This window comes from Nodosilinea sp. LEGE 07298 (genome assembly GCF_015207265.1).
In the GTDB taxonomy this organism is placed as follows: domain Bacteria; phylum Cyanobacteriota; class Cyanobacteriia; order Phormidesmidales; family Phormidesmidaceae; genus Nodosilinea.
In genome coordinates this window covers 13,543-35,332 of the sequence record NZ_JADEXE010000038.1, presented here as the reverse complement: position 1 = coordinate 35,332, position 21,790 = coordinate 13,543, and the positions used below count along the sequence as shown (strand labels likewise).

Annotated in this window: 18 protein-coding genes; 3 read left to right on the top strand and 15 right to left on the bottom strand. The window is 53.8% G+C overall.

What is annotated here, in order from left to right; translation table 11 throughout:
- Nucleotides 1-117 precede the first annotated feature (117 nt).
- The 9 genes from parA to IQ273_RS07750 form a co-directional block, all read right to left on the bottom strand.
- Nucleotides 118-744 carry a ParA family partition ATPase gene (parA, locus tag IQ273_RS07790; protein ID WP_194022605.1) on the bottom strand — a complete coding sequence of 209 codons (627 nt, stop codon included), beginning with the start codon at nt 742-744 and terminating at the stop codon, nt 118-120.
- Between the two features lie 349 nt (nt 745-1,093).
- Nucleotides 1,094-1,978, bottom strand: coding sequence for a DUF2493 domain-containing protein (locus IQ273_RS07785; protein ID WP_194022604.1), 885 nt, complete (start codon nt 1,976-1,978; stop codon nt 1,094-1,096).
- A gap of 560 nt (nt 1,979-2,538) precedes the next feature.
- Nucleotides 2,539-4,230 carry a sensor histidine kinase gene (locus IQ273_RS07780; RefSeq protein ID WP_194022603.1) on the bottom strand — a complete coding sequence of 564 codons (1,692 nt, stop codon included), beginning with the start codon at nt 4,228-4,230 and terminating at the stop codon, nt 2,539-2,541.
- 189 nt (nt 4,231-4,419) lie between these two features.
- Nucleotides 4,420-5,073, bottom strand: coding sequence for a hypothetical protein (locus IQ273_RS07775; protein WP_194022602.1), 654 nt, complete (start codon nt 5,071-5,073; stop codon nt 4,420-4,422).
- A gap of 209 nt (nt 5,074-5,282) precedes the next feature.
- Nucleotides 5,283-6,209: an ArdC family protein gene (locus IQ273_RS07770; RefSeq protein WP_194022601.1), complete on the bottom strand. Its 927-nt coding sequence runs from the start codon at nt 6,207-6,209 to the stop codon at nt 5,283-5,285.
- Nucleotides 6,210-6,484: 275 nt separating this feature from the next.
- On the bottom strand, nt 6,485-12,541 hold the full coding sequence (locus IQ273_RS07765) for a strawberry notch C-terminal domain-containing protein (RefSeq protein WP_194022600.1): 6,057 nt from the start codon (nt 12,539-12,541) through the stop codon (nt 6,485-6,487).
- Nucleotides 12,542-13,349: 808 nt separating this feature from the next.
- Complete coding sequence (locus IQ273_RS07760) at nt 13,350-14,177, bottom strand: hypothetical protein (RefSeq protein WP_194022599.1); 828 nt, start codon at nt 14,175-14,177, stop codon at nt 13,350-13,352.
- A 166-nt stretch (nt 14,178-14,343) separates the two neighbouring features.
- Nucleotides 14,344-14,517, bottom strand: a complete 174-nt coding sequence (locus tag IQ273_RS07755) for a hypothetical protein (protein WP_194022598.1) — start codon at nt 14,515-14,517, stop codon at nt 14,344-14,346.
- Nucleotides 14,518-14,839: 322 nt separating this feature from the next.
- Nucleotides 14,840-15,703, bottom strand: a complete 864-nt coding sequence (locus IQ273_RS07750; protein ID WP_194022597.1) for a replication protein RepA — start codon at nt 15,701-15,703, stop codon at nt 14,840-14,842.
- Between the two features lie 280 nt (nt 15,704-15,983).
- On the opposite strand from IQ273_RS07750, the gene IQ273_RS07745 reads away from it, so the two are divergent.
- Nucleotides 15,984-16,220, top strand: coding sequence for a type II toxin-antitoxin system Phd/YefM family antitoxin (locus IQ273_RS07745; RefSeq protein WP_194022596.1), 237 nt, complete (start codon nt 15,984-15,986; stop codon nt 16,218-16,220).
- Nucleotides 16,221-16,272: 52 nt separating this feature from the next.
- Here IQ273_RS07745 and IQ273_RS07740 read toward each other — a convergent pair whose 3' ends face one another.
- On the bottom strand, nt 16,273-16,461 hold the full coding sequence (locus IQ273_RS07740; protein WP_194022595.1) for a hypothetical protein: 189 nt from the start codon (nt 16,459-16,461) through the stop codon (nt 16,273-16,275).
- A 169-nt stretch (nt 16,462-16,630) separates the two neighbouring features.
- Here IQ273_RS07740 and IQ273_RS07735 point away from each other — a divergent pair, with 169 nt between their 5' ends.
- Nucleotides 16,631-17,047: a hypothetical protein gene (locus tag IQ273_RS07735; protein WP_194022594.1), complete on the top strand. Its 417-nt coding sequence runs from the start codon at nt 16,631-16,633 to the stop codon at nt 17,045-17,047.
- 8 nt (nt 17,048-17,055) lie between these two features.
- The gene (locus tag IQ273_RS07730; RefSeq protein ID WP_194022593.1) at nt 17,056-17,547 is read left to right on the top strand and encodes a hypothetical protein; all 492 of its coding nucleotides are present in this window, start codon (nt 17,056-17,058) and stop codon (nt 17,545-17,547) included.
- A gap of 111 nt (nt 17,548-17,658) precedes the next feature.
- Here IQ273_RS07730 and IQ273_RS07725 read toward each other — a convergent pair whose 3' ends face one another.
- Genes IQ273_RS07725 through IQ273_RS07705 form a run of 5 tightly spaced genes read right to left on the bottom strand, consistent with a single transcriptional unit; the run spans nt 17,659 to nt 21,632 of the window.
- The gene (locus IQ273_RS07725) at nt 17,659-18,411 is read right to left on the bottom strand and encodes a pentapeptide repeat-containing protein (RefSeq protein ID WP_194022592.1); all 753 of its coding nucleotides are present in this window, start codon (nt 18,409-18,411) and stop codon (nt 17,659-17,661) included.
- Nucleotides 18,408-19,190, bottom strand: a complete 783-nt coding sequence (locus IQ273_RS07720) for a hypothetical protein (RefSeq protein WP_228052533.1) — start codon at nt 19,188-19,190, stop codon at nt 18,408-18,410. Before IQ273_RS07720 ends, IQ273_RS07725 begins: the two co-directional genes overlap by 4 nt.
- 52 nt (nt 19,191-19,242) lie before the next feature.
- Nucleotides 19,243-20,208 carry a DNA-primase RepB domain-containing protein gene (locus IQ273_RS07715; RefSeq protein WP_194022590.1) on the bottom strand — a complete coding sequence of 322 codons (966 nt, stop codon included), beginning with the start codon at nt 20,206-20,208 and terminating at the stop codon, nt 19,243-19,245.
- 51 nt (nt 20,209-20,259) lie between these two features.
- Entirely contained in the window at nt 20,260-20,928 is a 669-nt protein-coding gene (locus IQ273_RS07710) for a DUF6753 family protein (protein WP_194022589.1), read from the bottom strand.
- A gap of 5 nt (nt 20,929-20,933) precedes the next feature.
- Nucleotides 20,934-21,632, bottom strand: coding sequence for a hypothetical protein (locus IQ273_RS07705; RefSeq protein ID WP_194022588.1), 699 nt, complete (start codon nt 21,630-21,632; stop codon nt 20,934-20,936).
- Nucleotides 21,633-21,790 lie beyond the last annotated feature (158 nt).

Below are 21,790 nucleotides of genomic sequence, written 5' to 3'. Positions count from 1 at the left end.
GCAGGGGGTTGATCAGGGGTTTTGGCGGGTGCCTTACCTGAAACATCCTGTAGGGCAGCGGCGAGGTTGGGGCGTTTGGTTGCCATATCTACACGTCATCATGTTTACATGTGGTCATTATGCCATGCTTGCCTGATTCCAGAGCCACTTGTAGAGGGTTCTAATTTCATTGGCTGCTTTTCCGCTGGGCTCATAATCTTGAACCGTCTGTCCAGCAGTCAGCGAATGCACGAAAGCGGCGCGTTGTCCGATGTGAATCGGAACCACGGACATATCGTAGGAAGCAATGGCTTGTTCAGCTTCTAAAGCGATGGATTGCCCTCTGGGCGGCACAGCGTTCAAGACCACAGCACCAGCTACCTTTGCTAGGCGCACGATGTCGATGGTGTCTTTGATGGCTCTGAGGTCGAGGATGGCGGGGCGACAGGGAATGAGTACCAAATCAGCGGCACGGGCAGCGGCGAGGGCGGTGCTTTCGGAATGGGGGGCTGAGTCAATGATCGTGAAATGGGCTCCCGCGTTGCCAGCGGCATCGAGAACATGAGATAAGCGGGAAGCCTGTGCTGATACCACGGTGGGGGCTTCGCCATCACGGCTATCACCCCAACTGGTGGCACTGGCTTGAGGGTCAAGGTCAATAATCGCGGTGGCTTTACCGTCCATTTCTGCTTGGACGGCGAGGTTGAGGGCGAGGGTGGTTTTACCGGCACCACCTTTTTGCGAGAGGATGGCCAGAACTTTCATGAGGCAACCACAGAATACATGCCAACATCTTACAATGCAGCCATGTAAAAGTGACAAATCTTAGACATGTATACATGATGGCACTGCTACACCTGCTACATGTAGCAATGGTGCAGCGTTTAGAGGGTGCGCTACAGGATGCTACACCTGCCAATTTTATCTAAGTCATTGCCAAGTCATGGCATTTTTATGGATGCTCTTGTGAGCGGAAAGGAAGGGGGTTGGCCACGCGGCAGGGGATACATCCCCTAGGAGCGTCACGACAGCGCGGCGGTGCATCACGCCGCTCGCGCTTTTTACAGGTTGGATTATGCACAACAGTAGAGCAGGGGGCGGATGCCCCCCTTAGTTATGCCTCCACCACCATCAGCCGCAAGCCTTGTTGCGTTGCCTCTCTAATCAGTTGCTGGTGAATCCCGCTATCAGGGGCAATCACAATCACCCCCTGCGGGGCTTGCCGCAACATCGCATCATTGCGCTTGAACGGGGCGGCGCGTCCGTGCTTGTTCCAATCGGGGCGGAACATCACCTGCGCCACCTGCCGATTCTTCGCCCACAAGGCGGCAAGGTGTTCAACACCATCACCGCCACCGTGTAGCAATACGATTTCGCCATGCTTCGCCTTCACCTTGTCCAGAATTGCCCATATCTGCTGATGGGTTGCCTGTTTACCACCAGACACCACCACCCTGACTCCTGCGGGTAGGTTAGCTTGCTGTTTTGCCTGCTGTTGGGCGTGCAAGAATGCGCGGCTGTCCACCACTGCCGCACTGATGGGGGAACGGCTGCCCTTGCTGCCGCTGCGGGGCAACCATGCCTTGCCCGTCAAACCCTCGTAAACATCGGCGGCGTGGTCGCGTAATCCCTCATAAAAGGCTTGCCGCTCTTGCAGAAAATGCCCCATGGTCAAGGCTTCTTCAAGGGATACCGCCTTCACCTCTGAACCGTCCTGCGCGTCTTGCAATTCCCGCTGTTTATCGGCGTTGCTGTCGCTTTCTCTTTCGCACCGTTGCGCCTGACGGTGCAAAACCTGCACCAACTGCCACAGTAAATCGCCTGTATCGGGTTCAAGGCTGCTGTCCACCAACAAGCTGAACATCAGTTCCAGCATTTCGGTGATGCCATTGCTGGCTAGCTCTTTGTCGGGCAAGGGCAGGGCGGTAATATCCTCCCGAATCCCGTAAAGCTCTGCATAAGCGGTATAGATTGCCGTGGCTGATTGACCTTGTGTCATTTTCAAACTCCCTTTGTGTGGTTGAACTCGGTTCAACCTCTGCCCCTCGGCGAGAGTGGGGGTGGCAAGGTCAAGGCCGTGGTTCGGGGAGGGGTATCACCCAGCCTGCAACATCGTGAAGGTTGGGGAAACCCCGCAACCATGCCTCTGGGAAGCCTTGACCGCGACGGGGGCAACGCCCCAACAGAAAACAAACAACCAAATATCAATACACAAGAGGGGTAGCCCCAAAGGGAAGGGCCCACAGGTCAGAATGGTGATATGCGGGCATACAAACATGTAAACATGCCAGCACATAGTCATGAGTATTCTTCCTGTCCTCTCCCCCGCATTGGGGACAATTGTACCCATTCGGCCTCTGACTCTTAAAAACATGCATAAGTAGGTGGACACAATTAAATTCAGCATGTAGTTGTGGCTTAAGGGGCCGCAGCCCCTTGTGAGAGGTATCTTCCCAAAGACCTAAGGCAAATAATTCTGTCCATGTACTTACATGCCAACGTGTAACAGTCTTACAGGCTGCCACAACGCCAAAACGGCATGTATACATGCAACCATGATTATGATTGAACTGGCGTTGCCTCCAGTGGCTCTAATGTAATGGCCACCTTAGATTCCTCAATCGTGATGATTGCCCGTGTCTTGCAGGGGATATGCCAGCGCACTTCGTCAAGAACCACCCGTTTAATGGTCTCGCGTGTCGCCTCATCAGGGCTTAACAGCAATTGCAGGGCGACATTGGTGGCTGCCTTGGTGAACTCTTCCCACTGGGTGTCATGGCGATCACCTTCATCACTGGGGCAGAAGTAGGCAGCGGTCAGCAGGTCTGTCAGCTCTTCCACGCTCAACTGGTGGTTTGGGGTTACAAGGATGGTCAGATCGGTGGCCAGACACCCACACCAGTCCAGTTCACCGAAGGCAATGTCCAGCGGCAAACGTAGCCTTTCAATGACCTCTCCCTGTTGCATAACTTGCCCTTCCAGCCAGATCGCATCCACGAAGCGGTTCTCACCTTGCTCTTGATCTTTTTGATCCATCTCCCAAACCCTGTCGCCTTCCTGCACCATGACCCGAATATCCTCTAACTGGGGCAGGGCGTCATACCAGGCGTAGCCGCGATAGGGTTTGTGCATCAGCACGAACTGGCGATCCAAAGGCTGCTGTTGAGTGGCACGGCTCAGCAGATGCTGGAGGTACTCAGGGATTTCAACCTGATCGATCAACAGACTATTTGAACCCACGGGAACCACCGCAACATCACTGGGAATATCCTGATTCTGATAATCAGCATTCTTCGGGAAAAATTGCCACAATTCAGCCATTGCTGGCGCAAGAGTTACCCCATACTGGCTGTGGGCTGCTTCCCACATTGAGAAAGCCAGTCGATGCCCTGGCCAAGAAGCCACATGGCGGTAGAGAACTTGCCAGCAGGCATGAGTCAATTCCTGCCAAAAGACGTCCTTAACCACCTCCTTACGCGCAGGCAGCACCAGCCTCAAACCCGCGCAGTGACCAACATCAACCCGCACCAACAGCTCTTTTGACTGTAAGTTCCCATCACCCTGGTAACGCTGGTGCAGGATGGGCAGGTCAGCCTTAATGGTGATGCCATGAAAATTAAGCTTGGTCTTATACTCCCAATGCCACAGATCGCGCTCATACACACCGATGCGTAAGCCCTGCCACTCGTTGATAGTCGTGGCCTCAGCGAGAAAGTCAGCGCGTTCGATTTCTGTCCCATTCAGCAATAGCGGCAGCGGAAAGAAGCGCATTTCCTGCACGGTGTCAGTTAAGCTCTTGCTTTCCTGCTCGCTGAGCGGAAAGGTGATCTGCGTGCCTTCAATGGCGGGCGCGTTCGTCACTGGGGCAGCTTGTTGCCCGCTGAAATGCTCGGGCTGAAGCGATAGACACCAATCGTGTGATCGCACCACGACATGCGGGCGCAGTGCCAGCGAGAAAAACCCCATCCCAGCGGGGTCTTCCGCTAAGACTTCCTGCCGCTGCCATTGGCTCTCTCCCAAAGACAGCAGCAGGGCAGGGTCAGCCACCCCTTTGCCATCATCGGCCACCGTCAGCAGGGTTTGTCCGTCAACGGCGGCTGTGGTCAGTTCAATCCTGCTGGCGTTGGCGCGGCGGGCGTTTTGCAACAGTTCGTGGAGAATGTCCTCGACCGACGCTGAATACAGCCGCGAAACCCGATCCAGCACGCTATCGTTCACTTTCGCCTGCACATGTTTGATGATTGTAGTCATAATGCCTCCTGTTGGTTGTGACGAGAAACGGCTCTCTGCCTGACTTCCCTTGTTTCAACCCTTCACAGCATCCCTCTCACTCTTGGCGGCATGACAACAGGCAGTCTTGCAGACATGTAAACACATCTTCATGCATGCGTAAAAACAGGCATACAGTTCTCACCGTATGCCTGCATGGATTGACCGCGATTAAATGAACGCCCCTGCGGTGTAGTTGCCCACCGCCTCATGGGGGAAGGTCATCGCCAGTTTGTGAATGTGTTCTTCTTCCCACTGCATCCGTTGAAAATGAAATTGGTAGGATATTTCGGCTTCTGGTTGGATGTCCTGATCCAGACACACCACCAGTTTGTACAGCTCGCGCAACTGCCTGAACGGCAATTCCCGCAACCAATCAAGAAAGTCATCAGCTCCGCCGCTGCCGCGATGCCACAAACGATGACCATTCCAGCTTTCTAAGCACAGATAACCGCCTGAACGCCCCAACACTATGAACTTGCCGTCAATCTCTTCCCCTGGCCAGACGGTGGCATAACCATACCGATAGTCGCGCAAGCCATCCTCGCAAGCCTGCCAGAATAGGCGATCCTCGTTACGTTCCCCCGTGCAGGGGTTGGCGATCTGTTCCAGCCATGCCGACCAGACGGCATCATAGGCGCAGTTAATGGGATAGTCTTTCCGTCCACGATTATGACCACTGTTGTCATAACGGTGGCACTTGATGTTCCAGGTCAGGGGGGCGTAGCCTGTGCGCCAAGTGAAATAAGATCGCCCCCTGCGGGTTAAAAAGGTGATGATATCCTGCCGTGATCGCAGGGAAAAGTCATAGGGACACTTGCCCATCGTCTGCTCCATCGTTGGTGTGGCAGATGCCTATGACCTATCTCTTGTCCATGGCATCCTCACCCTTCACAAGGCAGCCCTCTAACTCTTGGCGGCATGACGACATGTCATAGTGTCTGCATGGTGACATTTTTGTATGCAAAAATGCGTACCTAAGAACATGTATACACATAGGCAGGGGGCACTCCTGCTTATGGTGGGCGTTGTTGTTAAGCTGCCACTTGGTCTGGTGAGGTCTCCGCAGTGCAAGGGGCTTGCAAGCTGTTCAGGTAATCAACCGCCTTCTGGGCGTAGGAAGCCGCCTTAAACAACGCCCGTTTGTCATCACGCAGCACTTTCAGCCAGCTGTCGATGTAGGCGGCATGGTCATCTCTGACCTCTGGCGTGATGTCCAAGGCAGCACACAGGAACGCTGCCCCCATTTCGGCAACCAGCTCTTCTTGGGCATAGCCTTCATCACCCCACTGTTTCCGCCCAAAATCACGGTTGAGCCGCTGCTCATGGCGGGTCCAATGCACCATTTCATGCCCCAGGGTGGCGTAATAGCTCTCGGAGTCGTGGAAAGCCTCAAGCGGCGGCATCTGCACATAATCATGGGTGATGCTGTAAAAGGCGCGATTGCCGCCGTGCCTTAGGTCTGCCCTAGTGGCCGCGAAGTACGCATCAAGCCGCTGATCACGGGTGACGACATTCTCTAATGATGTGGGTGGGGCTGCCTGATAAAAATGCGCGGAAAGTCCCTCAATCTGGGCACAGTTGAAGACGGTATAGCTCTTCAGATAAGGAATCGCGACCGCGACATCCTCGCCTTTGTCGTTGGTTTCGGTTTTGCTGAAGGTGTCGGCATAAACCACCATCGTGCCTTTCTCGCCCTTACGGACGTTGGCTTGATGCTTGTTCGCCTGTTTCACCGTCATCCAGATGGGGTTGTCGTAACCAGCGGTGATCGCCGCCCCCCATAACAGCAGGATGTTGATACCGCGATAGCTTTCGCCTGTGGCACGGCGGGGCATGGTCACCCGACCATTGAGATGGGTGCTGTCCCATGGCTTCATCCACGGGCGCACACCCTGTTCTAAGGCTTGAATAATCTGATGGGTGACAAGGGCGTAAACATCCTTGCGGGGCTGAGTCATGACAGGTCTCCTCTGTGGGGTTAAACACACCCGCCAGCGGAAACGCTCTCTCTGTCCTGTCGGGTTCACCCCCGACCCAATCAACTCTCACTCTCATTTATGCATACTTGCTTACATCTAGTCTCGCGGTCGCAGGATGATGGCTGCCCCGGAAGGCAGGCTGTCGAACTGTTTGCCCGCACCTTTCTGAATCACGCCGTCGGAATCCTGATAAACACAGCGTACCGACCCAAAGAACACAGGGGGGTGCTTAATGCACGCGGGTAAAGGCAGGCTTAGGCTGCGCCACGCGCCTGCAAGCGGGCGGTCAGTACCTCAAACCGCCGCAGGTCTTCCTCTGTCACCGTGGTGCGCTGCACCCGTTCCCCCATAGCTTGTAGGATGATTTCGGTTTTTCGCCCTGATCGCTTCCAAACATCGAGGCGATCACCCTGCTGGCGTAGTTCATAAATACGGCCACCAAAGGTCAAGCCATTGCGCCCATCACGATGCCCGACCTGTTGCAGGATGTCGCGGGCTGTGGCAACCACTGTTGCACCGCGTTGCTGGAAGGGTTCGTAGCGTTCTATATCCGCCTGCATGTGCTGCAACACTGCCGCCGTGAAGGTCACGGGCTGTTCTTGCTGCACCTTGCTGGTCAGGGCGCGAATCTGCATCTGCTGTTGTCGGGGCAAGTTGAGATCGCGGGCGGCTCGCCCCCATGCCCACAGATCCGCTAACGATGGAACGGGGTTTTGCTCCCGCGATGGATCGGTGGTGGTGCCAGTCTGTACCTCTGCACTGATCGCACTCAATTCAAACAGCGACAATTGCTCCAGCTCCTCCGCCACCACCGGCTCTGGTTCTGGCGGTTCAGATTGGTTCGACCAGGCGCGTTGCAGGGCCTCAGCGAAGCCCTGCCGCAACAGATTCCGCGCAAATACCCCTGCAAAGCCACGATCACGGCTGCGGGATTCCCCCACGGGCCCAAACACCGCCGTTTCCAACAGCGACAACCGCCCCTGACCATCAATGCTGAAGACCATCTCGCTGTCGATGCACAGGTCACCGCCACGCTCCAGATAATGGGTCAGGTACAGGTACTCACCGTGGCGTTCCACCACCAACGGGATGAAGGGGTTATTCTCGGCTTTCAGGTGAAAATCCTCACCCTGCATCACCGCCTCCAACAAATCGGCACGGTTCAGCAGGCGAGCAACCTGCCGTTCTGCTCCACCCATCTGTCCCGAGGGTGTAGCCAAGCGTGGCGGTTGTGTTGTTGCACCCTGTAGCGGCGACAACACCCGCTGTTGGCGGGCAATGGCTTCTTCATCGACATCCGCAGGTTCTGCTCCATGCGCTGCTACATCTGTTGCTGCATCATGCGGCAGGGCGGCAGACGGCGGTGCTACACTCTGCTGCACCTGATCTGAAGCGATAGCAGGGGGTATTAAGGGTTTAAGAACGACAGGTTCGGGTATCGCCTGGAAGGCTGGCAGGGCTTGCCCCAGCATCGTTCGCGCCCGATCCCGCTGCTCAAAGGCGTACAGGTTCTTTTTGAGGTCATGCACCAAGGTGGCCAGCACGATATCCACCCGATCAGGATCAACATGGCACTCCATGCGATCCGCCACCGAGAAGAACTCGGCACCGGCGGCGGTCAGCAGCTGGTCATTCAGAAAATACTGCCCGCCGATTTCTTTGGCTTTGCTGGTGATCAGCACCAACCCGCCGTCTTTGCCTGCTTTGACGGTCAGCAGCCCTTCGCGGGTCTTCAGTTGCCCCTTACCCCCCATCTCATCGAACAAAAACCGCCGCGCATCGCCCAGAGTTGGCAACAACACGGGTTCTTGCTCCAGTGATCGCTCAATGTCAAAACCGCGTCCTGTGAGTAATCCCTGCCGAATCCGCCCCTGTTGGTCGGTGAAGTTGACCAAATGCCCTGGGTATTTGCCGTAGGCTCGCAGCAGATTGCCCGTGAACATCTGCCGTGTTTCGCGGTTATGGCTTTGCCGCAGGTCAAAACTGCTGTAAATCTCATCCCCCGCCGCGTCATGTTCTTGCACCGTCAAGGTGGCCGCATTGTCCTTGCCCGTGTTGATGCGCGACAACGGCAGGCTGATTTCTTGTAGGGAATCGGTCAATAGCAGGTGTACTTCCCACGCCGATGGGGCTGCGGGGCTGCCCTTGCCCTCCATAGGTCGCCAGACCTTCGCCACCACGCCATAGGTCACGTCGCCCTTACCCGTGACCAAGCGCACCCGCTGACCAGGGATGAACTCAGCCAATATCCCGCGTACATGAGCCAGTTGGGTATCAATGGCTTTGGCGCGATCACCCTTGAACAGCCGATAGAATCTCGCTTCCTTCTCCAATGCCTCGACCACATCACCGACGGTCGCCGTGGCACAGGTCGCTGTCGCCGTAAAGTCATGCTCGGCAACGGTTTTGACTTCACCCAGCCCCAGGTTCTTGCGCACCGTGTTGACCACTTGCAGGGTGGGGTAGGGCTTGCGTGGGGTTTTCACGTCCACCGCCTCCAGATACACCGCCCCACAAAATGGCGAGGTTTCCTCTGGATCAGCGGGCTGAATTTCCATCCGTGCCATCGTTTTGGCATCCAGATCAAGGGTGCTGGCTTCCAGTAGCGATTCACCCAGGGCTTCCTGCTGCCGCAAAAAGGCGGTGTAGCGTTGTTCGATCAGGTCATACAGGGATTCCTGATCCGCCAGCGGCAACAACGGAATACGCCCCGTTACCCGCTTGGTGGCTTCAGCATCGCTGTGCCCGCTGTCCACATCCTGCAACGGGTAGTCGAGCCGCTCATGAATGTCAGGGTGGAACAGCATCAGCTCGGCCACCACCTGATCGCCATACTCATTCAGAAAATCAGGCACATCCTCCAAGGCAATGCCGCTGGAGCGGGCTGCCGTGGTGTTGGCATTCAGCGAGGCCATCTTGCGCATCAAGACAATGCCAGGGCGTTTCTCGGCGGGGATGTCCGCCATCAGCAGGGTAAAGCTGGGTGGCACCACCTGTCCTGTACGGTGAATGCGCCCCAACATCTGCATAACAAGGTTAATATCGCGCTCACATTGAGCCAGCAACATGTGACGTGGGGATTGATCGGCAAATGCCGCTGAAGCGTGCAGGGAAATCCCCGTCGAGCCAGAGCGGTTGAGGATAATCGCATCCAGATGCCCCGCATTAAAGGCTTTAACCGTCTCCACCGCCGTGCGCTTGCTGCGTTCCTCCGCTGTCCGCCGTCTATAGGTGGCGTCGCCATCCGCCCCATAGGCAATGATGTGTTCGCGTCCTGTGACCTCACCGACGCGGAATCCCTCCGCCGCTAGCCGCTGGATAATGTAATCAATCGGGCTGACGGGTACGCCGCTGAAATCGGTTTCCGCAATCAGTGCCAGCACATCTTGATAGTGGGATAGCCCCTCATCACTCAGATCATCATCGCTGAGGTGGACCCGGCGTTTCTCGCCGTAGGCATCACCAACAATCACATCACGGCTACGCTCTAGGTAGCGGCGGAGTAGGTCGCCAAAGTCCATATCCAGTGCATCGCCCACCGCCAGGTCATGCTGGGTGGCATACATCTGGATGAAACTGCCCATGGTGTTGGCGACGGCAATCACGGGTTTTTCCCGTCTGTCTTGCCGCAGCAGGCTTAATGACTGTTGAACGGTTGCCTCGGCTTTCAGGGCGAACAGCATCTGATCGATCAGGTTATGCATGATGCTGGTGAAGTTGGTGCTGGATGCACCCGCTGACCCCGTCGAGCCGTCCGCCAGCACCGCCTTAGCCTCTGACTTCAGGCGTTTGTCCATCCCTTTGACCGCCTTCTGCTTGCAGCGGTCAAACTGCATGATGCCCGCCATGATGCGGGATATGTTCTCCGCCACGTCCCGATCCACTGGCACAATCGCGGGATCGAAGCGCACCCCTTCAAATGAACGCTCGCGGCGGCAGTACTGCCCCGCCTCGGTCAGCATGGTGGCCAAGGTCTGTTGCAGAGGCACGCCGCCATAAGCCACCATCGAGGTGAGCGACCCCATTCCATCGACTGCCTTTGCCATGTCGGTGCGGGCATACAGGTCCATGACCTCAGGAGCTTTGGCATAGGTGGCACTGGAATACACCACACCTTGCGCTGTATGCACCAGTTGACGGGCGAAATCAGCACGGTTGGGGGCGCAATTCTCCTGACCTTTACGGCGATCACTCATCGAACCACCAGCCTCGTGGCTCTCATCGAGAATCAGCAAGCTGTTTTCGGCAAACCGTCGCAGGAAAGCACGGCGGGTGGTCTCTTGGCCGCGTACCGTCTGCATCTGGTGATAGGTGGTGAAAATGCCGTCGTAGCCCCGCAGCGGCCCACCGTCCACCAACTGCTCCAGCATCTGCTTGTGCAGGGTGGTATCGGTTTTCAGGATGCGCCCATCAGGTAAGGGCAGTTTGAGATTGCTGTTGGTCACCAGCGGGTTAAAGCCAGGCATCCCAATGTCATTCAAATCCCGAATAATATCGGCGTACAGCGGGGTATCCCGCGTCACGAAAATAGGTAACACGCCCATGCGGCGGGCGTAGCGAATCATGGCGGCCACTACCCGCCCTTTACCAACGCCTGTTTGATCGCCCAAGATAAAGCCGCTACCGCGCTCCATGTTGGCAATCGCCAAAGCACAGGCGTCAATCTGTTCCGCGCTCAATGCCTGATACAGGGCGTCCCGACTGTCGTAGTCGAGGCGATCCATGACGTAGGTATCGACTGGCCCCACCATGCCTTCCAGGGCGGTGAGGGCGCGGCGTAGGGCTGTCCCCATGTTCACCGGCACCTGAGTGCCGACAGGTTCGCCCTGGCTTTTAGGAATGTAGGGAACCTGTTTGCGTTCCTCTACAGCAGGCGCATCTCCCCCAGCCACTCCGCCAGGTTCGGTTGCAGGTCTTCCATGTGAAACATCCCCAGCAACCACTGCTTCTCGTGGCGATCCTTGATGATCGTTACGGGAAAGGTGATCGCCTGGGCGGTCAGGGCTTGCTGGATGTTGGGCAGGCGTTGCACCAGTGTTCGGCTCCAGTTGCGCTGCCAGCTCACCGGCTCCCCGTCCCAAGTCGGCGTTATCTCCAACGGGTCGATGGCGTTGGCCGTTGCCATCAGCAGCTCCTGCGTCGCCGTCGGGGTTTCCTCCAGCAGCTCCTGCGTCGCCGTCGGGGTTTCCTCCAGCAGCCATTGCTCGATCAGCCACCCTACCCGGCGCGTCAGTAGCTCCAGATATCGGGCGCGGAGCAGCGTTGTTTCGTTGCTGGGGGTCAGTACCGCCAGCACGCGAGGGGCTTCGGACGGAGCCCACACGTTGGGGTTGGGAAAGTACATGGTCATGCAGCAGTTCCGCTAACTGGTCAAAGTCCTTGTAAATAGGGGGTACTTGCGCCGCTGGCAAGGGCAGACTGGATGCGCCACGCCCTTCAATCACGATCAGATCAATCGGAAACCCTGCGCCCTGCCGTCGATACAGGCTACCCCACACTGAAAAATGACGGGTGACGTTATAGCCGTTGTAGAGGGTGTGGTAAAAACCTCGGGTTTCACGGGTGTTGTACCGCTGGCTGCGGCTTGCCTCGTCGTCACCCATCTTGCCACCCAGAATCAATACCGCCCGTCCGTCAGGCTTCATCGCCTGCAATGCCTGGAGGGCAATCGCGTGGTCAATCTGGGTGGTGACGAACCGTCCGAACACAAACCGTCGATTCTGACCGTCTTCCTTGGCGACTGCCCCAAACGGTGGATTGGCGATCACCACATCATGCAAGGTCTCGGGCAACCACAGGGAAGCATCTTCGGTGGTCACCGCAAACCCTTGCGCCCGTAGATCGGCGGCGCGGTCGGGGTTCAGTTCGTTGACCGTCGCCATCTCTGGATGCGCCAGTAACAGCAACGCCCCATGTCCCGCACTCGGTTCATAAACGGTAGTCCCCGTGTTGATGCCTGCCAGGCTGGCCGCCAGCTGCGCAATCGGCACCGGCGTGCTGTATGCCTGTTGCTGGACGCTGGTCGATGACCGCACCGTCAAGGATGGCTGTCGTTGGTATAAATCCACCAGGCGGTGAAATGTCTGCACTGACCCCAACGAGCCTGTGACAATGCTGCGGGCAGCTCTGACGATGGCAGCTTCGGCGGCTTCATCAACGAGCTTGGCCAGCTCATGCCCTGGGCGTACCTCTTCCCCGAGGACCGAAGAAGCAAATGATCGGGCATCGGTGATGGTGCTAAAGCCATAACCAGCGGCAAAATAGCGGGTAAATTCCTGCACCAGTTCAGGTGAATAGTGAATATCAGCCATGGGTTACCGACACTGGAACCCATGGCCACAGGCGTATCTCACGGCTTGCCTCAACCCTTTGGAATGAATTGCGTCAAAAACAGCAATCAAAAACAGGCAGGGGCGAAAGTCAAGCGCAATCACGCTTTACAGCATAGGCGCGGCGGAACTGTTGTCCTGTGCAGAGATGATGCTGATAACTAGGGGATTTATTTAAGGCTTTGCTATGACCGATCCATTGTCGCTACCTGCTCCCGAAGGGAGCCTTTCTCCCATGGCTGCCGATCCCCCCCTTGTGTGGGGATCGGTGTGAGCAATTTTTCACAGTCTCGTGGCTGTCGCCTATAGGAAATTTTTTAAAGAAGAACATAGAGGAAAGATCACTATATGTATGCGCGACCGTTGCACCGTCGATCACTGCGACCGTTGCACCATCAGGGCGCGACCGATGCACCGTTAATAAAATGATCGATCAGGACGGATCGCCTGTGGGGCTTAGGATTGCGCCGACCATCTCGATGCGCGACCGTTTCACCGTGGATAAGTGTACTAACCCCCTGCTCTGCCCTCCAGCAGCGGTATAGAGGGGACATTTTCCACAGGCACAGTAAAGCCCACGGCGTGAACCATGGGCACTGTTGTCATTAACTGAATCGGATGAAGTATATAGTCCCTGCGGTTGAGAAGTCGCTCAAGGGATTAGCCTAGCGGCTTGCAGATGCAGAGGCTTAGCTAGAAACGGTGTAAAGCAAATGGCTCCAGCCTTACGTAAAGGATATTGAGGATGTTTGGTTACTTAGGACATTTAGTTCAAGGCAGTTTTAAAGTATCAAACTAAAACAACTTTAACTGCGAACCGCTTCCCATTAATCTCAGTCTCAGAAGAGAGTTTTTCAAGAGCTTCTGGGTCGCGTAAGTCAGCGGAGTTATAAATAACGTAAATAAGTGTCTTGAGTGGCTTCCACTGCGCATAAAGAACCAAGTCCTGGGAAAACTCCTCAAATAGACGCTTCTGGTCGTCTGGACCATGGACGTACTTGAGTTCAATAAGAATGCCAAGATCTTCGATTGAAATATCGGCTCTACTAGACTTCGCACCTGCAACTTTTGGAAGTGGATCCTCTTGAACAGAATATTTGATATAGCTACGAATTAGAGCGTGCAAGAGGTCTTGAACATCGTACTCGTCGTTAATTTCATAGGACGCCTTCCCCTTTCGTGAGCGCATTCCAAGGATTCTCGCTGACTGAGGCAAGCGACGACATAGCTGTTCAACTAGAGCTTCATCAGGCTCTGGTGCTGCTAACTTTGCACCAGAGAAAAGTAGCTCAAAAGTAAGGTCGGTACCATGAGAAAAAGGGAGCAATCTCCGATTAGTGGACATATCAGCAATGCCTTGAACACGCATACGCTCGTTGTATGCTTTGGCATAATACTCCATAGGCTTATCTGTATGTGCAACTCTAATTTTTACAACCTGTGCGGACGAACGCACGATTGTTCCAGAAATCACGAAGGGTGTGCCAGAAAGCCAAGGAGATACAACCAACTTGTGTAATTCTTCAAATGTCAAATCATTAGCTACTGACACAGCTTTTGAACTAGATAACTGCACTGAACAGTGCCAAAAGCACTCAGATGGCTTGCTTAAATCCATAAGTTTTCCTTGCCGTATAACAGTTCAGTCCGAGAAAAAAGAGGAAGATTGCTCCATTAAGAATATCGAAGATCTCTACAAAACTTATTTAACATCGCTAATTCAAAAGTTCTACCTTAATAGCTATGCGTTCAGATGTACCAAACGAGATGCATTCAAACCACATTCATGCTGTGACAGAAGCATGAGCGGCGGCAATAATTTCATCAAAATTTTTATCACTGAATTCATGATTATCCGCCTGTGCTATGCCGCTGTTGATAACACTTTTGAGGATTTCCTCTTTTAACTGACGGAGGTTGTTCTCCAAGAGCGCATGAATATTATTTGGGGTATTCATAGAATGCACCAAATATTGTTTAATAGTGCTAATAAATAACTTTTTAAGATTCCCTTGGCGGCTTACTTTTCAGCAGAGGCTTAGCCAAGGACAACAGTTTGAGTCTATCAAATGTATGATGGAACATCCATACTTTTGTTCAGAATCAGGATAATTTAAACGCTATCCACTGCACCGCTACCTTTAAATCTTTCATGTATTGGCGGTATCACACCAACCATGAAAATAGCTACAAATATCAACACAAATCTCTCTACTTCTTGCCCTTGCAAGAAAGGAGGGATTACCTCAATAGAGCTATCAAGAATAATCTATCCCGCTATTACTTCACCTTCTCTGGTATCGCAGGCAGGCTAGGACGGATGATCAGGTAATCATCCTGTTCTTCTAGGTTGAGATCGGGATAGACCAATTGGATTTTTTTCAATTGCGCCCGTGCCTTAATCTTAAAGTCCCTCGGACGGGCGTAATCACTGCCGAACTGCTGCGCCAGTGCCTTCCATGGCACTTTCTGCATCCGTCCCTTGCGGGTGGCCGCCACTGCCCTAAACGTCGCCCAGGCGTACAGGTCAAGCGCAAGCGGGGATTTCTTTAACGCCCGCAAGGCTCGCATGTCGATGGGTACCGAACATTCCATAATCGCCTGATAGAACTCGTCACCCAGCTCAATCCAGCTACCAAACATCACCTGCTGATCAGGCTGCCGCTCTGACCACCACACCTGAGTCTTAGGGGCAACCTGCATGTCCAAGCGGTTGCGGTAGCGCACCTGCTGCATTTCTGCGCTGAACTGGAAGGTGATGCGGGCATGGAACAGCCGATCCATCTGTTCCCGCAGTCGCTTGGCATCGCTGCGCTTACCGCCGCCCGTCTCTGGGCTCAGGCCGACCTTATCCATAAAGCCGTTTAGGGTATCCCCCAACTCAAGCCGCCGCTGCTTCTTACGCAGTACCTCGGTGGCTATCCAGTAAATCAACAGTCTGGGTATGGTGCCGTAGGGGTAGCCAAAGCTTTCGTCCTTGTCATAGTTCCAGCCCGGCTGAATCCCCAGCACATAATTTCCGTTGCGACGCGACCAGGTGGGCAGGTCATCACCGGGATTACTGTGCGGCAGCGTTGCCTGCACCAGTTCCCTCGGGGTGAACACTGGCTCATAAGCTTGCGGCGTCTGATGAATACTTGCCACAGATTCGATGTACCTGTTCATCACAGGTGACAACTTCTTAGCCATTATCTGTCGTTCTGCACCACATCATGGTTCGGTTCGAGAACAGGCTTCCACCACCAACGAAGCCTTTGTTTTTTGGTAGCCTGTAATGGCTATGATCCATTTCCCCTAAGCTCTGCCACAATAGCGGTCAAATCCGCTGACCTGAATGGTTTAGACGGTATGACTCACGGTTGTGGCTACACGATGGGATATGCCATCATGGAATTATATGTGAATTCCCTGTTTTGGACGCACGATGTTCAATCTGCTTGATATTCATTCCCTGACAGACTTCCAGCGCAATACTCGGAAGTTCTTGGAACGCTTACGGGACAGCCATCAGCCCATGGTGCTGACGGTCAACGGTAAAGCCGCTGTCGTCATGCAGGACGCCGAGTCCTATCAGGCATTGCTGGATGAACTCGCTCAAGCCCGTGCTGCCTCTCAGGGAGAGATGAACGGGGCTAGGCAACTGTCCATCGTCGCGGAATAATCAACCACTCCAACGATACACAAGGGGGCGGCTTGCGCTGCCTAAGAAAGGCTCAGTCGCTGGCTTTGCCCGCTTCCTGCGCAAGATAGGCGGCGATCGCCTCTTCCAGCCCCTCGTTCAGCTTCTTGTCTTTCGCGGCCAGATGCTGCTTGAAACGGATAGCCAGCTCCTTAGGAACGTGACCACTGACCTGCTGATAGTTGGGATCGTCTTTCTTACTGACCAAGGCGTGTGAGTACATAGCGAGACCACCTCAGATTATTTCATCCTGTCGGCACAAACCAGAAACCCTGCCATATTTATCATAATTCCCATATTCAAAAATTCGCGAATTTACGAATTCGTGTAGAATGAGGCTGTCCATCACACACCGTCCACTGAGCCCCCCGACTATGGGGAAGGAAAGACCGATGGGATTTCTCGACCACTGGCGCAACCAGCCCAACGACACCCAAGGCGATTTGTTTCAGCAGGAAGGCAGCGGCGTCATTGATGCCTCAGAACCAAACCGCAGTCTGGTCAATCGACGCCTGCACGGGGAAATCAAACAGCGCGGCGGGCAGAACCGCACCCACGCCGCCGTTAACCGCCTGGCCAACGAACACATGACGGGCGAAACGACTGAGGATTTGTATCAGGGGTTAGGATTGAAGCAAGGTGATCGCTCGAAATTGCCCACCGCCGCCAAAGAAGCCCTGATGACGGGCGACATTGCCGCCTACCACCAGATTATGGAAGATGACGCACAGGGACATCACCCTATCGTCAATTCAGCGCGGCAGGGCTACCAAAAAGCCTCACGCCTGTTCCCATGGAATAAGCAGTGATACCTAAGATGCTCAAAATCTCGCAACTCCGCAAAGAAGCCTACTGGGCATGGGAAAGCCTCTGTGCTGTCAAAGGCGTGTTCCTTGGCGCACCTGAGTCCATCGACCTGACCGAAGCGGAGGCGGAGCGTCTGCCATTCACCAACCAAACCTTCAAGGATGAAATCCGCCAGCAGTTCGGCGATCTGCGGCGCAAAGCGACTTGGGAACGGGCGGCGATTCACTACACCGCCCATTCCATGGTGCAGAGCTACATGGAGCCGTACATGATTGTCGGCTTCATGGCTTCACCGCAGTTCATGACCAGTGCCATTCGTGAACACTACGGTGATCAGGTGCTGGAGCTAATGCTCCAGTTCCCTGAAACCGTGGATATCGTCAAACGCGGGCTAGAGCAGCTCTACTACGAGTCAGATCGACAGGAAGACCACGACGTGGCGCAACTGTTTATGCAGCAGATGACGCCACGCTTGAGTGGGGTGATGTTGCCATCAATTTGAATAATATTTGATGTACGAAGGGACCAAGACTGTCCACTCAGTGAGTGGGAAACTTTGACACTGATCTCTGAAAGAGGTGATAGCTAGTTGAAATTTAGCCTAAATAGTTTTTCAGGATTGGCTGTAGAAAACCTGAAAAACCTTACCTGCTAATTTATGGCCTGAAACATCATTGCTATACCCCTCTGCTGGAGAGACTATCAAGGTGTTGCCCATACGGCGATTTACAACCACCTTTGTACCTTCTTGAATCGCAATGTTCGTTGGACAACGCGCAAGCCAAGATGTCCCCATATAGGAAACTTTGCCTGTATGGTGGGGTACAATTGCAGCTTCTACCACGCCCAAACTTTGTGGAACGCCAAACCCTCGGGGTTTTTGGAAATCCCTTTGGGAATAAATTACGAGTTTCTTTCTTCCTGTTTCGACAGGGCTTGATGCTAAATAATCGAGTATTCCTGTTGGCGATCCCCCTCGCACTGTACGCCGACGCCTAGGCAATGGGAAAGGTGAAAGGTTTGCGTCAGGCAAAACACCAGCATGATCAATCAATGTTGCTTGATCAATCGTGACATCTGAAAAGTCTGCACCCTCAAGGTTTGCGCCAGTCAAATCTGCTCCAATCAATGTTGCACCTGATAACTTAGAGTTTTTCAAGTTTGCTCCACGCAAATTTGTTCTCGAAAAATCTGCTCCTGAAAGGTCTTTCCCTTCCAAGTTAACACCCTCTAAATTTGCCCCAGCATAATCTTTTAGCGGATTTCTCCCCATCAGCTCTGCCAGTTCAAAAAAGTCTTGGCTATCAGCCTTAAGAACCGCTTGAATACGATTCTGCAAGTTATCTATAGAGGTAGAATCACTCATGCAATATCCCCTAATTCTTCCTGATAAAAAACTGGCTGAATCGGCAAAATTACTTTGCTGATGTATGGATTGATATAAGAGCGGATAAGATGAAATACTATCTCACGTTCGATAATGGCTTTTGCGTTACTACTGATATCTGATGGCCAAATGCCCTCAGTAGCAGTGATCCAAATATCGCCCCTTGACGCTTCAAATTTTGCTTCAACAACGCAAGGATTCCCCAAGACGCTAACCTTGCATAATTCATGATGAATCAGTCCAATTAAGACTGGATCATCAGGAGTTCTCAGTCGGAACACCCAAGCTGGCTTATCTTCACTGCCCTTAGTTGATACTTGGCAGCTCCTAACCTCAGATTTCTCTGTGATTCCAGATACCTTCTTGCGTGAGGTATTGACTTTGGCACTCACATTCTTATCTTTAAGAGATAAATTCGCTTCCCCACCTTCCTGTAACTCTGAACTCTGAACATTGGTAATCTCTTTAGGAATAGCCAACGCAAGTTCGTGCACTAATGACCGATCAGAATAAGGAACAGAGCCATTTTGAATCAGAAGACGTAGCTCTCCACCTCGCAATCCAAATTTTACTCGTCCAAATGGCAGTGACTCCCATCTCTCTTCAAAGTTAAGAGTTAAAGTCAAAATAGTTTGAGTATCCGAGCAACCACCATCTCTCCTGCCTTGGATATCCAAGAACAAGCAATCAGGACAGCGATTTTCCCGTTCAGGCTGTAGTTGGGGGCGAGGCTGCATTCTCGTCACAATGTAGCTCACACGATTATACACGCTGTGCCAAGAACAGTCAGGCTTAGACCTATACGGACGCTCACCGCTCCAACATTTCCGCCAATTTTGACCGTTGGCGCAGCACTTCGATGTCCTGCATGATGTTGTCCACGGTGCGGCGGGTATAGTCGTCCTCATGCCCTTTTTTGCGCTCGCCGATATCAGGGCTGCATTGGTCGAGCGTTGCCTGAATAACAGCGGGTGGATAGCCCAGCATCGACATTTTCTTGCCAATCATCCAATCAGCACGGCTGTAGTCGGTTCCCGCCCCAAACCGCGCCTTGATCGCTCCAAGCTGTTGCTGATAGAAGCCCACTGGGTCAGCCAGCCCATCCATGGGCATGTCCAACACCTTCAGAACTTCTTGCGCCTGCGCTTCCCGCTCCGCCCGCTCTTGTTCCAACAGGACTTGTGCCTCACTCAATAGGGATGACCCCTGCACTGCCAACTCACCATGGCAGCTATGCGCCAGTACATAAGGGGCTTTGCCATATTCGGCTATATAGATGGGCTTCTGATTGGTAAATCCTGCTAACCGCCCAAAATGCCGCCAGTCGGCACTGTTAGGGTCAGCGTTGTAGCGTTCTGCCAGTAGCTTGGCTGCTTTGGTGGCCAGCTCCTCGGGGATAGGCTCCATCGAAACCCTTACCCACGCCTGAAAGTTGGTGGGGCTGGTTTCAATCTCTGCCGCTGGCTTAAAGCCATCTGTTGCCAGTTGCTTGAGGGTACCCAACCCAATGTCATCCAGCAGAATCAGTCCCACACTGCCTTGGGGGCGGATGTAAATGTGATGCCCTGCGGCGTTCCTCTGCTTCAGCCACAATACCGATTTAAGAACAGCGTCCCGACTGTACACACGCGGCGTCATCTTGCCGGTGTCAATATTCAACAGCCCAACCTCATAGGCATCACAGTTCATGCCGTCTAGCTGCCGCCTGACGGCTAGATAGGTGCGATCGGGTTGCTTACGCGGTGCTGATGGCTTGGATGTTGGCTGACGGGACATGATACGCCTCTCTCTTCCTAATGTCGGTTCACCCGACCGATAGAGTCCCTCTTACAAAGTCATGAACAATGGTGCAATCATCACCTGAAAGAACACAATCGCGGCCAATGCTCCTCCAAATGCCATGAAAAAATTAGATATCCCGTTCGGGCTCGGCGGTGATTCCAGGCTCCGCAAGATGTTCTGGTGCTGCATCAGCTCCGCCAGCAGGTCGTTCAGCAAGCGTTCTTGGTGCGGGGCGTAGGTGCGCATCGTGGACAGGGTTTGCTTGGCGAGGGTGATTTCTTCCTGGTGGCGATTGTGTGAGGTCAACACCAGGCGAGCAGTTTCTCTCAAGTTCACCAAGTCCCCACTCAATTTCTGCCAGTTCTCCTGTAATTGCGGCGAGTTTTGCGCCAATGGTTGCATGACGACGATCAGCCTGTTCACGCCTTTGGCGAGACGTTCCATCACCTGTACCTGCTGGGTCAGATGATCCAGCGTCCGCAGGTTGCTTTCCTCCCATAACCGCAGTTCCTCCTTAAAGTCGGTGAACAGCTGCTGCCAGTCCCTCGGGCTGTCCTCGATCAACACCTGCAACTGCCCCAATGCGATGAAAATTAGAAAGAATTCATCCTCTGGGTCGATCCCCATCCGCACGATGAGATCAAGCACCCGCGCCTTGATTTCAGGGCTTTTGCCCTCCAGCACCCTGTCCAGTAATTCAGTTTTGGATGCCATGGCCATCAGAACACCCCGACTTCTTCAAAGGCGGCGTAGGCTTCCCGCAGAAACTTCTTCACCCGTTGCCGCGAAATCGAGCCAAGCTGCTTGTCTTCCCGCGCCTGGGCAAAGGTCATATTCTCACTGTCCATGCGGTTGCGCTCGACGCTGCCGATGAACTTGGGGAAATCCATGATGATCGCCTTTTGCTCAACCAACAGAGCCTGCAAGGCTTCATCTTGCTCAAAAGCCTCCCAGTCATCGCTCTTGCCGTAGTTCTTGACCATTATGTGTTGCACTGTTGGCCCCAACGACTCCATGCTCTTGCCCAGCAGGTTCAGCGAATCATAGCCGCCATCACTGACGAACCACTGGTAGAAGCGCACGCCATCTTCAGCGGCAATTTCCAGCAGCTCGTTATTCTCAAACCAGTTGCGCACAGGGATCATCACCTGTGCGGGCAGGTTGCATAAGACCCGTTTCTTCAGAGCAGCATTGTAGATTTGATTGGCTTTATCCTCGTACTTCTCACCTTCCGAGAACACCGCTACCCGACACTTCGCCGCTTCCCCGTAAATCCGCCGCACATCGGGATTACTGCGGTCGGTATCAAACACGCTGACATCAAGCTTGTTATCGAGGTGGTACTGTACAGCGGCGCGGCATACCAAAGATTTGCCGACACCCCCCTTCTCGCCACCAAAGAGGTGAATATCCGCCACGATGAACCCCCATCGGGTTTAGGTTTATATCCTCCCAGCATAGACATTCAAAACGAAATCATGGGGTTAAATTGGAAGGATTCGGCGCGTCACGCCCGAAAACAAGACTCTTTCAAGTTTTATGGGAATTTGTTACAGTAATCTGCTTTTGCCATAAC

Excerpts from the sequence above, each read along its gene's own strand:
- IQ273_RS07760 (WP_194022599.1), bottom strand. The coding sequence starts at position 14,177 with ATGGATTTAAGCAAGCCATCTGAGTGCTTTTGGCACTGTTCAGTGCAG.
- IQ273_RS07710 (WP_194022589.1), bottom strand. The coding sequence starts at position 20,928 with ATGGCATCCAAAACTGAATTACTGGACAGGGTGCTGGAGGGCAAAAGC.
- IQ273_RS07780 (WP_194022603.1), bottom strand. The coding sequence starts at position 4,230 with ATGACTACAATCATCAAACATGTGCAGGCGAAAGTGAACGATAGCGTG.
- IQ273_RS07740 (WP_194022595.1), bottom strand. The coding sequence starts at position 16,461 with ATGTACTCACACGCCTTGGTCAGTAAGAAAGACGATCCCAACTATCAG.
- IQ273_RS07775 (WP_194022602.1), bottom strand. The coding sequence starts at position 5,073 with ATGGGCAAGTGTCCCTATGACTTTTCCCTGCGATCACGGCAGGATATC.
- IQ273_RS07785 (WP_194022604.1), bottom strand. The coding sequence starts at position 1,978 with ATGACACAAGGTCAATCAGCCACGGCAATCTATACCGCTTATGCAGAG.
- IQ273_RS07735 (WP_194022594.1), top strand. The coding sequence starts at position 16,631 with ATGGGATTTCTCGACCACTGGCGCAACCAGCCCAACGACACCCAAGGC.
- IQ273_RS07745 (WP_194022596.1), top strand. The coding sequence starts at position 15,984 with ATGTTCAATCTGCTTGATATTCATTCCCTGACAGACTTCCAGCGCAAT.
- IQ273_RS07770 (WP_194022601.1), bottom strand. The coding sequence starts at position 6,209 with ATGACTCAGCCCCGCAAGGATGTTTACGCCCTTGTCACCCATCAGATT.
- IQ273_RS07715 (WP_194022590.1), bottom strand. The coding sequence starts at position 20,208 with ATGTCCCGTCAGCCAACATCCAAGCCATCAGCACCGCGTAAGCAACCC.
- IQ273_RS07755 (WP_194022598.1), bottom strand. The coding sequence starts at position 14,517 with ATGAATACCCCAAATAATATTCATGCGCTCTTGGAGAACAACCTCCGT.
- IQ273_RS07730 (WP_194022593.1), top strand. The coding sequence starts at position 17,056 with ATGCTCAAAATCTCGCAACTCCGCAAAGAAGCCTACTGGGCATGGGAA.
- IQ273_RS07765 (WP_194022600.1), bottom strand. The coding sequence starts at position 12,541 with ATGGCTGATATTCACTATTCACCTGAACTGGTGCAGGAATTTACCCGC.
- parA (WP_194022605.1), bottom strand. The coding sequence starts at position 744 with ATGAAAGTTCTGGCCATCCTCTCGCAAAAAGGTGGTGCCGGTAAAACC.
- IQ273_RS07725 (WP_194022592.1), bottom strand. The coding sequence starts at position 18,411 with ATGAGTGATTCTACCTCTATAGATAACTTGCAGAATCGTATTCAAGCG.